This window comes from Rhodococcus sp. LB1, from assembly GCF_001583455.1.
GTDB classification, from domain to species: domain Bacteria; phylum Actinomycetota; class Actinomycetes; order Mycobacteriales; family Mycobacteriaceae; genus Rhodococcus_F; species Rhodococcus_F opacus.
On sequence record NZ_LTCZ01000175.1, the window covers coordinates 1,762 to 11,578 of the forward strand.

Sequence of the window (9,817 nt, forward strand, 5' to 3'; positions counted from 1 at the left end):
CCCCCGCCGCCCATACCAGGACGGCTCCCACGTCAGCGACTGAGACCGCGATCCGCGGCGTCACCATCCGCGCCCTCGGCCCAGGCGACCGTGACGCGGTCGTGCGACTGCACCAGCAGATGTCCGCCCAGGACGCCCACCTGCGTTTCTTCGCTCCGCGCCCGAAACACCTCGGCGAGTTCGCCCAGCTCTGCCGACAGGATTACGCGCATCTCGCGCTCGGCGCCTTCGAAGCTCACGAACTCGTCGGCGTCGCCAACTACGTCGTCACCGACACCACTCCTGGACACATCAGCGCCGAAATTGCACTCACCGTGGCCCGGCACGAACAACAACACGGCATCGGTACCACGCTGGTCCGGCAACTCGGAATCGCCGCCTTCTTCCACGGTGTGGCACACCTGACCGCCGAGATCCTTGCGGAGAACACCCTCATGCTCGCGATCATCACCGAACAGGGCTGGACCGACGCGCTGCACCATCACGGTGCCGCGGTGCATTTCGACCTCGAGCTGGTGTCTCACCGGGAGTTGCACCCCGACCTTCCCGACATTCCGCAGGGAAGGAACCGCAGGCCGGGCCATCCGAAAAGGCAGTCTCTGAACGTAGCTGCTGGTCCGACCACCGCCGCTGGCTCCGGACATCGGCCGTGATCAGTTCTCCGGCAAGCGGGGTTCCGGTGCATCCGCGTGTGGTGTCTGGATCAGCGATTGACGCAGACGGGACCACTGATGGGTCCAGCTCTGCAGGGGTGCCAGTGCCTGCTCGATTACTTCCATCTGATGGTCGAATGCTGACAGTTCTGCTTGCAATGCCTGCACTGTCAACCGCTGGGCGTGTAGTTCCTCGACCACGACGTCGAACTGCGCGGACAACGGTGGGGCCAGCTCGACCAACGTCTGGAGCGACTCCAGCATTCGGGTTACCGGTACCGCGACGGGCTCAGGTATTGCGCTGACCGCCTCGCCTCCCATTGTTCCCATGAGGCGGGCCACGGCGCGTGTTCCCTCGACCAATTCGTCCATCGCCGCGTGAAACAAGCTGTATCGGTGCGTCTCTCCGTGCTCGCTCATCGGCACCACCTTCCTCCAGAATCCTTGCGTACCAACCAGTGTCGACCCGGATTGTGGCGCGCTGATCCCGTGCTTCGCCTGCCAGGTCGTCCGACCTCTGTCGTCGGGCCCGCGCGGACACGGGCAGGCCTACGTCGCGGAACTCCGGAGCGCTCAACGGACGATGAGTAGGGGACACGTGACGGTGTGCAGCAATGCTCTGCTGGTCGAACCCAGCAGCATGCTCGCGAATCCACCCCGCCCACGGCTCCCGACCACCAGCAGTTGCGCCCGCTCGGCCTGCTCACGCAGATTCCGAGCAGGTTGGTCCATGACCACAACCGGCCGGACCTGCACGTCGGGGAAGTCCTCGGCGCGACCGGCCAGGCTCTCGGACAGTATCGCCCGCTCGCGGCTTTCGACCTGCGCCCAGTCGACGTCGCTGGGGAACGGGGCGTACAGGTCGATATCCGACCAGGCGTGAACCGCGACAAGTTCGACCTGCCGCAATGCCGCCTCCTCGAACGCCGCCGAGATCGCCGGCTCGCTGTTCGCCGAGCCGTCGACACCGACCACGACGGGCCCCGAAACGTCGTTGATCTCGGTGTGCGGCAGGCCCCGCACGACAGCGACTGGTGCGTGTGTGTGCGTCACGACCGCCGCACTGACCGATCCCGGCATCGCCCGGTCGAGGATTCCGTGTCGGTTCGCACCGACGACCACCATCAAGGCAGACTTCGACCGCTCGATCAGCTCACCGGAGGGAGCGCCCATGCAGAACGCTGTGTCGACCTCGAGGGTGTGCCCCGGTACGGCCCGGGTGGCCACCTCCTCGGCCCGGACGAGTCGTTTCTTGCCTTCCAGTTCCTCCTCCTCGAAGAAGCTGGCGGGCACCCCGATCGGCGCACCGTAGGCGCCGGGGACGTACCTGGTGGTCACCAGCGTCAGCGGTGCACTCCGCAGCACGGCTTCGTGCGCCGCCCACGCTACGGCCTGCGAGGACGACGGCGATCCGTCGACTCCGACGACGATCGGGCGGCGGGCGGTCATGATGTCTCCTCGGGATTGCACGGATCATCCGGTCCCCACCATCGTCGCCGCAGCCGTGATCGGCGCCGTAGGGGAGAAGGTCCTCATATTCGGTACCGTTCCAGAACTTTGCGCATTTCCGCGACGGCCTTCTGGCGGTTCATCGCATCCGGGATCTGGGCGAGTTGACGCTTGAGGCTCACCGCAAAGTCGGCGTAGTCGTTCTGCCAGTCGCGCCCGATCAGTTGCGCAGCATCCGTGCGGGCGGTGCCGATCAGCTTCGCGGGGGTGCCGGACCGGAGCTGGTAGCTCTCCCCGATGTTCGGGGTGATGATCGAAAGGGAAGGGTCGTCTTCCGACGCCAGTTCGGTCAGCGCCGAGATTGCCCCCGGTTCACCGTGGGTCAGGAAGAGGCTGCCCGAGATTGGCTTCCGCTCCTTGATCCAGTCCAGCAGTTCGGCCTGATCTGCGTGGGCGGAATAGCTGTCGATCCGCCGAATATGGGCTCGCACATCGACGTCGGTGCCGGAAATTTTCACGTGACGTGCGCCTTCGAGGATGACGCGTCCCAGCGAGCCTTGGGCCTGGAATCCGACGAACAGTATCGTCGAATCCCGGCGATGCAGATTGTGCGCGAGGTGATGGCGGATGCGTCCCGCCTCGCACATTCCCGAGGCCGCAATGATGATGACCCCCGACATGCTGTTGATCCGCATCGAGGCGGAAGCATCGTCGACATAGTGGATCGCGGGATGGTGGAAGATGTCCTTGCCGCCGAGATCCTCGAGTTCGCCTGCATGCCTGGCGAAGACGCTGGTCGCGCGGTTGGCCAACGGTGAGTCGACGAAGACCGGAACGTCAGGGATGCGGTTCGCGTCGGCGAGATACGCAATGTCGAGCAGCAGTTCCTGCGTTCGTTCCAGCGCGAAGGCAGGGATCACGAGATTTCCACCCCGCGAAATGGCCTTGTTGACCTCCTCTTCCAACAGGTCACGTCGCTGGTCGATGCTCAGTCGCACACGGGTTCGGCTGCCGTACGTCGATTCACAGATGACGTAGTCCAACGTTGAGGGACCCTCCGGATCGGCGTGAAACGCCTTGTTCTGGGGACCGAGGTCACCGGAACAGAGCAGGAGCACGCCCCCGACGTCGACCTCAGCCGATGTTGCGCCCAGAATATGACCGGCATTCCACAGCCGCGCTCGAAAGCCTGTAGCGGGTTCGAACCATTCCTCCAACGGCACAGGACGGGTCTGCCGCCACGCCGTGAGCCCATCTTGTTCGGTGTAGAGCGGGGCAATTGTCGCCTCTCCGGCACGATCGCGTCGTCGGTTTCGGTGTTGCGCCTCGAACTCCTGGATACGCCCGGCGTCGGCGAGCATGTATTGCAGCAGGTCGGAGGTTTGGTCAGTGCAGAAGATCGGCCCTTCGAAGCCTTGCGCCACCAACTTGGGTAACAGGCCGCAATGATCGATGTGCGCGTGGGTGAGAACGACTGCATCGATCGTGTCCGGCGCGAAGGTGAAGACACCGAAGTTCAAGGTCTCGAGGGTGCGCGATCCCTGAAACAGGCCGCAGTCCACCAGGATGCGCGTGCCCTCCGACTCGATCTCCATGCAGGAGCCGGTCACTGTCTTCACAGCACCGTGAAAAGTGAGGTTCACGTGATTCGCCATGCGAGGCTCCTCGTATTCGATCTGGCTTCCGGGCCGAAGCGCGCGGGTGTCGAACGACACGACGCTGCCCTGCCGAGGCAGCGACGACATCCAGTCTCTGATGCACTCGCTCCCAGCATCCGGGTCCGGTGCCCTTGCCTGTATCGCACGGCTTTCACGATTCGAGTGAACATCGGAGGGAAGGTGGGCCGGTAGGGTCTCCCGTCACCTCTAGGCCGTGGGTGAGTTACTCGTAGTAGCGGCGGGGTGGCGTACCAGCAGCTGTCGAGCTCGCGCGAGGGGTGTCCCAGGTGCACCGGCGTTCAATCGGAGGCGCGATCCCGACCGCCGTCCCACAGTCGTTCGGTGACGTCCTCGAAGCACACGAGCGTGATCGGATCGTCGTGCCGGAGCAGTACCGACCTGCTCACCAGTGCACGAACGACGAACTCGTCCTGATGCGCGAGTTCGATCACCTTCCCGGCGAAGTCGTGCAGGATGGCCACCGCCTCGGCACCGATCGGCGACGACTGCGGATCAACGGAATCTGCGACCGAACCACCACCGAGCCCGCTCTCGCCGTAACCCAGCATCCGCTCCAGCGCCCGATTCGCATGCGAGATCACGCCATGCCTGTCCACCGTGAGAGCGGGCACCGGTAGCCGTCGCAGCAACACGAGCGCGGGAAGTTGCTCGAGGTAATCCTCCGCGGTCGCCGGATTCCGGCGTCGCCTGTCGTCTCTCGGCTTCGACCGTCGTGGGGTACCGGAGGCGGCGAGCATCGCGTCGATGCGAGTCTTGATCTCCTCGCTACTGATCGATCGCAGGGGTGGCAGGAGTCGGTCGAGCCGGTGTATCGGATGGTTGCTCATATGTTCAGGCCTCCGGTCGGGGCGGTGCGCGAGGCACCACCGCGGGGGGTCAGATCAGCACCGCGGCGAGCGCGAAACAGCCCAACACGAGGACGGCGGCGCTGGCCGCCACCCACGTTGATCCGGTGCCCGATGGTCGTCCGATGGTCGCGTCGGCCCTCGGGCGGCGCCGGAAGCTCGGTATTCGGATACTGCTCATCGCCAGGACGGCATCTTTCAGATCGACGCGGGGACGGGTGGGGCCGCCGGCCACCGACGGTTATCGGCGATAGAGTGCTCCACCGCCCGCTGCAAGGATTACGTGCGGGGGTCCGCGCTGCACAGGGGGCAATGAGTCACTGGTTCGGCCCGCCTCTGAATGCGGGTCCGTGCCCCGGCGCCTCCCGGGTTCGAGGGTACTGCCCGGCTGCGCAACCCGGGCGCGGTGTGGGAGTCGCCCACCCGGCCGGAACTGCGAACCGCGTCCGCGCACTCCGTGCGATCTCCGCGCCAAGGAATTGCCGGTCAGCAACGTTGACCGGGTCGCGGGACGATGGTGAGAACCGACTCGATCGGGCGGCGGGGTGTCTGTCGTGGAGGATCCTGCGTGTGGGTCGAACCGATTCGAACCAGGACTTGCGGTATACCCGAGTCCGGCAGCAGGCTGCCAATCATTCTTCGACTCTGCGGAAACTCGGTCATGTGGGTCAGCGGGCATGTTGCGTGTCCGGTGGCCGTGGCTTCGAGCAGTACGGCCGACAGGGCTTCGCCGGTGCGCACCCACGCTCCACGGTCGTCGCAGTCGGTGCTGAGGACGAGCACCGTCGCTTGGTCGGGATGGAGGATGGAACCGCTGTCGGAGCCGATGGGGAATCGGCGCCCGATGTCGACGCGGGCCTGATTGTCTGCGGTGGCCAGTGCCTCTGTCGGGATTCCGTCATCGGGCAGGGAATGTCCTGCCCACCAGTAGAGTTCGGTTTGGTAGGTGGGGTCGAGCCGCCGGGATGCGGCGGTGAGCTCGGTGGCGGCCGCAAGCACTGGTCGGGCGCTGTGCGGCAATACCGTCAGGTGAACGCCGTGCCGGCGAACCATGTCCTTCAGCGTGGCCGGTGACAGTGCATTCGGATCGACCGGATCAAACGGGCCCCGATCCGAGTAGCGGCGGCGAATCGCGGAAACCAGATCGAGATCGTGCGACTGCGGGCTTCGGGTGCAATGGTGGAACCGGATCTGGGCGACATGGGACGGGCTCGCCTGGTCGGGTAGGCGACGTACGTCGGCCAACCAGCCCAGCGCGGTCAATGCGGTGCCCAGATGATGCAGGGCCGCTCCACAGCTGACCACCAGTTGCCGCTCCGACGGGTCCGCCGAGGCGAGTCGGCGGCGGGAATCGGCAGACAAATCGAGCACACCACCGTCATAACGCCACCGCCACGGTTGGGTGTTGTGTACCGACGGCGCTCGGCAGGCAAGTCCGACGGCGATCCGAATGAGATCGTCATCGGGGACAGTAGGCTGCATAGTCGTCTCCTCGACCGCCTGCCCGAGTTGCTCTGACGGCCCGGGGCATTCCGTTTTCAGTGTTCGCCGGTTGGGAGCTCACGATTAGGGCCGATGGTCATCGAGTGACGACTGTAGGCGTTGACCTGTGACCCTATTTTCCCGCGCACTCCCGGATCGACACTGGTCGAAGGACGACAACTCGCGAGGCCGTGGTAGTCGTGGTCGGTCCGGGATGGACGTTCTGTTCATGCACTGATGGGGTGAGGCTCATGGAGCGGTTGACCGCACAGGACGTGATGACTCTGTGGCCGGACGAGGCCGGGTGGTCGCAGGACATCGGTCTCGTGGCCCTGCTCGACGCCTGTGACCTCGTCGACACGGACGGGCGGATCCTACTCGGCGACGTCCGGACATCGATCGAGGCGCGGTTGCAACTGGCGCCGCGCCTGCGGCAGGTGGTCTACGTACCTCGGTGGGGTCTGGGACGGCCACTGTGGGTGGATGCGGCAGCCTTCGATATTCGAGACCACGTGTGTGCCGTCCCGCCGGTGCGTCGCGCTGACGAGGCGGGGCTACTCGAGGTGGTCGAGGAGTTGCGTCGGCGTCCGCTCGACCGCTCCCGGCCGCTGTGGGAGATGTGGTTCGTACCCGGCCTGACGGGCGGCCGGACCGCGGTCTATCTCCGGGTCCACCACGTGATCGCCGACGGCCCGGCCGGGGTGGCAATGCTCGGTGCACTGTTCGACTCTGTGCCCGACGGTCCGGTTCCTCGGGTCGAGCCGTGGATGCCGGCCCCGGTGCCGGCGGCGAACGAGCTGATCGTCGACAACCTCCGACGTCGCCGGGCCGCGGTGGCTCGTGTGCTGGCGGCGTGTACACGGCCGGCGACGATCGTGTGTCGTACCCGGCGTGCGTGGGCATCGGTGCGGGAGGTGGTCGCCGGGGGACGGGCGCCGCGATGCAGCCTGAATCGGCCGATCGGTACTGCTCGTGAGTTCGCTGTCGTACGAACCGAGCTCGCAACGATGCGGAGGATCTCCGATCGGTACGGTGTGAAAGTCAACGATGTGCTGCTTGCCGTCTTCGCCGGTGGCCTGCGTGAACTGTTACGCAGTCGAGGGGAACCGGTCGACAACCTCGAGTTGCGTGCGGTCGTGCCCGTGTCGCTGCATCGGGAGCTGCCGGGGCCGGCGCGCGGGAATCTGCTTGGGCAGATGATCGTGCCGCTCCCGCTGTCGATCGACGATCCCGTCCGCCGACTGGTGTCGATAGCCGCCGACACCGCCACCCGTAAGCAGGGTGTCCGTCCGCGCCGGGGGGCCGTGGTCGGCGGCCGGACCGTCCGGTGGATTGCCCTGACTCTGCTGTCTCGGCAACGAATGATGAACACGTACGTCGCCGACGTGCCCGGCCCGCCCGTCCCCCTCTACCTCTTCGGGGCCGCCGTGCGCGAAATCATCCCGGTAGTGGCCCTGATGGGAAACATCTCGGTGGGTGCCGGCGCATTCTCCTATGCGGGGCAGTTCACGATCACGGTTGTCGGTGACGGTGCCGTATGCCCCGAGGTCGACGTGGTCGCCCGCGGAATGGAACAGATGCTGCGGTCACTCGATGCGTCACGGCACCGGGGCTGATCCACTCGCGAGGAGAATTACGCCGGACGATGCGAGAGTTCGCCGATTCGACGGCGATGTCTTGTCGCGCTGTGCCACGCTCGAACGATGCAGACGGAGCGAGACCAGCTGCTGCTCACGGTGCGCAACCTCGCACGGTTTCACCGGGAACACGAGAAGTTCTATTCCGAATCACCATTTCACGACGTGATCCGGTTGCAACGCAACTCGCGGGCATTGAAGGCATTGGCCGAACGGTGGTCGGTAGTCGCACCGTCCGGTGAGACGTCCCTCAGCCCGTTCGCGGGAGCTTCCGACCTCAACGATGATCGCGCCACCGAGACGCTCGGGATCCTGTTCATGGAGGGCGGTGGCGAGCCCGCGGAGATCACGAATCTGAAACGTGATCTCAGCGCGCTAGGGGAGGCGAACCGGGCGATCGGGCAGTGGCTGGCGTCGGCGATGTCGGCGGCTTGGGACATGTTGGAGGCATTGCTGAGCTACCCGGAACTTGCGGATCTGCTGGCCGAACGGCACCGTATCGTGAGCAACGACTGGCAGTGCGCGTCGATGGCCGAACTCATCGCCCGCAACCTCGACCGCGCGGTCGCGATCCTCGGGCGGGTCGACTTCACCCCGGCCGCTCTGCGTGCGGACCTCAGGGCGCACCGTGTCGTTCCGCGGTATCTGTTCTCGGCCTCGGAAATGCTCGATTTTGCCGCGGATCTCGCGGCTCGCAGCGCGGTGCTCACGCACGAGAACGAGCGACGCTGGCGGATCTTCCACGAGCGGGTCGATCAGATCGTCGGGGCCGCCGACACCCCCGGCGGCAACGAACTCCCGCCGGAGGGCAGGTAGAGACCGATTGCAACGGCGTATTCGTCGTGATCACTGAATGGCGCCACGGCGTCCTGAGCGTTGAGTTGTCGGCTGCCTGGCGTGGCGGAGGGCTGTTATGGGCCCCCTCATCGTGATGGGTTTCAGTGGCTGGGGAGTGCTTTCGGGGCGCAGACGGCTTCGACGAACGCGCCGACGGCGTGTTCGGGGAGGTGGCGGGCGATGTCGGCTTCGCTGATCATGCCGACGAGGCGGTGGTCGTCGAGGACGGGAAGGCGGCGGATCTGGTGTTCTTCCATGACGGTGACGACTTGTTCGACGGTGGCTGCGGCGTCGACGTGGTAGGTGCTGCCCTGGGCGAGGTCGCCGGCGGTCATCGTGTTGGGATCTGTGCCGGCGGCGACGCATTTGAGGACGATGTCCCGGTCGGTGATGATGCCGTGGAGGCGGTCGTCGTCACCACAGATCGGTAGCGCTCCGACGTCGAGTTCGCGCATGCGTTGCGCGGCGGTGGTGAGCGTGTCGTGTTCTCCGATGCAGGTCGCACCGGTGTGCATGATGTCACTTGCTGTAGTCATGGTGGTGATCTCCAAAAGGTTGCAGGCAATTGTTTTGATGGTCCGGCGCTGAGGCTTCAGTGGCCGTTGGAGCCGGTGACGGCACTGGCCAGCAGGTACGTGCCCAGCAGGACGGCGGCCGGCGCGGCGATCGCGAAGGCGATGGTGCTCCAGGCGCCGATCGCGGCGAGGGTGAGCCACAGGGCTCCGATGACGGAGATGAGCGTCTTGGGCATGCTGTCCTCGATGGGCCGCGAGTGGGTTCGAACCGGCGGTCAGGTGGTCTTTTCGCCGGTGGGTGTGGTTTTCGTGATTTCGACGTGCTTTTCCGGTGTCGGGGATTCGGTGACCGGCATCGTGACGGTCAGGATGCCGTCGGTGTAGGTGGCGTCGATGTCGTCTTCCTTCGCACCGGCCGGCAGGGGCATGGATCGGTAGAAGCTCCCGTAGTGGAATTCGGATCGGGTGCCTTCCTTGTGTTGTTCGGTGCGTTCGGCTTTGATCGTCAATTGTCCGTCGCGGACGCTGATGTCGACGTCTTTGTCGGGGTCGACTCCGGGGAGTTCGGCGCGCAGGGTGTAGCGACCCTTGTCGAGGTGTTCCTCGACGCGGATCATGTGGCCTTCGAGGGAGGTCCAGGGCGGCATCGCCTCGAATCTGGCCATCAGGTCGGACCAGTCCGGCAGGGACGGGAGCAGGGCCTGGTATGGGCGGCGGGGG

At 65.6% G+C, this 9,817-nt stretch carries 12 protein-coding genes; 3 read left to right on the forward strand and 9 right to left on the reverse strand.

Annotated elements, in window-relative coordinates; genetic code table 11:
- On the forward strand, positions 1-653 hold a 653-nt coding region (locus tag AZG88_RS23525; RefSeq protein ID WP_331712295.1), incomplete at its 5' end, for a GNAT family N-acetyltransferase.
- Here the strand turns inward: AZG88_RS23525 and AZG88_RS23530 are convergent.
- The 6 genes from AZG88_RS23530 to AZG88_RS23555 all read right to left on the reverse strand — a co-directional run bounded on the left by AZG88_RS23530 (position 654) and on the right by AZG88_RS23555 (position 6,108).
- Positions 654-1,073: a hypothetical protein gene (locus tag AZG88_RS23530; RefSeq protein ID WP_061699390.1), complete on the reverse strand. Its 420-nt coding sequence runs from the start codon at positions 1,071-1,073 to the stop codon at positions 654-656.
- Positions 1,074-1,226: 153 nt separating this feature from the next.
- On the reverse strand, positions 1,227-2,102 hold the full coding sequence (locus tag AZG88_RS23535) for a universal stress protein (protein WP_061699362.1): 876 nt from the start codon (positions 2,100-2,102) through the stop codon (positions 1,227-1,229).
- 83 nt (positions 2,103-2,185) lie between these two features.
- Entirely contained in the window at positions 2,186-3,757 is a 1,572-nt protein-coding gene (locus tag AZG88_RS23540) for an MBL fold metallo-hydrolase RNA specificity domain-containing protein (RefSeq protein ID WP_061699391.1), read from the reverse strand.
- 302 nt (positions 3,758-4,059) lie between these two features.
- Complete coding sequence (locus AZG88_RS23545) at positions 4,060-4,608, reverse strand: PAS domain-containing protein (protein WP_061699363.1); 549 nt, start codon at positions 4,606-4,608, stop codon at positions 4,060-4,062.
- Between the two features lie 49 nt (positions 4,609-4,657).
- The gene (locus AZG88_RS51960) at positions 4,658-4,807 is read right to left on the reverse strand and encodes a hypothetical protein (RefSeq protein WP_156517597.1); all 150 of its coding nucleotides are present in this window, start codon (positions 4,805-4,807) and stop codon (positions 4,658-4,660) included.
- A 305-nt stretch (positions 4,808-5,112) separates the two neighbouring features.
- Positions 5,113-6,108 (reverse strand): Acg family FMN-binding oxidoreductase, encoded by a 996-nt coding sequence (locus tag AZG88_RS23555; RefSeq protein WP_061699365.1) that lies wholly within the window; start codon positions 6,106-6,108, stop codon positions 5,113-5,115.
- A gap of 251 nt (positions 6,109-6,359) precedes the next feature.
- On the opposite strand from AZG88_RS23555, the gene AZG88_RS23560 reads away from it, so the two are divergent.
- Both AZG88_RS23560 and AZG88_RS23565 read left to right on the forward strand, forming a co-directional pair.
- Positions 6,360-7,724, forward strand: coding sequence for a wax ester/triacylglycerol synthase family O-acyltransferase (locus AZG88_RS23560; protein WP_061699366.1), 1,365 nt, complete (start codon positions 6,360-6,362; stop codon positions 7,722-7,724).
- 87 nt (positions 7,725-7,811) lie between these two features.
- On the forward strand, positions 7,812-8,561 hold the full coding sequence (locus AZG88_RS23565; protein ID WP_061699367.1) for a hypothetical protein: 750 nt from the start codon (positions 7,812-7,814) through the stop codon (positions 8,559-8,561).
- 122 nt (positions 8,562-8,683) lie between these two features.
- Here AZG88_RS23565 and AZG88_RS23570 read toward each other — a convergent pair whose 3' ends face one another.
- The 3 genes from AZG88_RS23570 to AZG88_RS23575 are packed head-to-tail and all read right to left on the reverse strand — an operon-like array spanning position 8,684 to position 9,762.
- A complete protein-coding gene (locus AZG88_RS23570; protein ID WP_061699368.1) occupies positions 8,684-9,118 on the reverse strand; it encodes a CBS domain-containing protein in 435 nt (144 codons plus the stop codon).
- A gap of 56 nt (positions 9,119-9,174) precedes the next feature.
- Positions 9,175-9,333 (reverse strand): hypothetical protein, encoded by a 159-nt coding sequence (locus tag AZG88_RS52815; protein WP_179443476.1) that lies wholly within the window; start codon positions 9,331-9,333, stop codon positions 9,175-9,177.
- A 39-nt stretch (positions 9,334-9,372) separates the two neighbouring features.
- Entirely contained in the window at positions 9,373-9,762 is a 390-nt protein-coding gene (locus AZG88_RS23575; protein WP_061699392.1) for an Hsp20/alpha crystallin family protein, read from the reverse strand.
- Between the last annotated feature and the right edge of the window lie 55 nt (positions 9,763-9,817).

Coding starts and splice junctions, on each gene's coding strand:
- AZG88_RS51960 (WP_156517597.1), bottom strand. CDS start 4,807: ATGAGCAGTATCCGAATACCGAGCTTCCGGCGCCGCCCGAGGGCCGAC.
- AZG88_RS23555 (WP_061699365.1), bottom strand. CDS start 6,108: ATGCAGCCTACTGTCCCCGATGACGATCTCATTCGGATCGCCGTCGGA.
- AZG88_RS23570 (WP_061699368.1), bottom strand. CDS start 9,118: ATGACTACAGCAAGTGACATCATGCACACCGGTGCGACCTGCATCGGA.
- AZG88_RS23565 (WP_061699367.1), top strand. CDS start 7,812: ATGCAGACGGAGCGAGACCAGCTGCTGCTCACGGTGCGCAACCTCGCA.
- AZG88_RS52815 (WP_179443476.1), bottom strand. CDS start 9,333: ATGCCCAAGACGCTCATCTCCGTCATCGGAGCCCTGTGGCTCACCCTC.
- AZG88_RS23560 (WP_061699366.1), top strand. CDS start 6,360: ATGGAGCGGTTGACCGCACAGGACGTGATGACTCTGTGGCCGGACGAG.
- AZG88_RS23530 (WP_061699390.1), bottom strand. CDS start 1,073: ATGAGCGAGCACGGAGAGACGCACCGATACAGCTTGTTTCACGCGGCG.
- AZG88_RS23540 (WP_061699391.1), bottom strand. CDS start 3,757: ATGGCGAATCACGTGAACCTCACTTTTCACGGTGCTGTGAAGACAGTG.
- AZG88_RS23535 (WP_061699362.1), bottom strand. CDS start 2,102: ATGACCGCCCGCCGCCCGATCGTCGTCGGAGTCGACGGATCGCCGTCG.
- AZG88_RS23545 (WP_061699363.1), bottom strand. CDS start 4,608: ATGAGCAACCATCCGATACACCGGCTCGACCGACTCCTGCCACCCCTG.
- AZG88_RS23575 (WP_061699392.1), bottom strand. CDS start 9,762: ATGGCCAGATTCGAGGCGATGCCGCCCTGGACCTCCCTCGAAGGCCAC.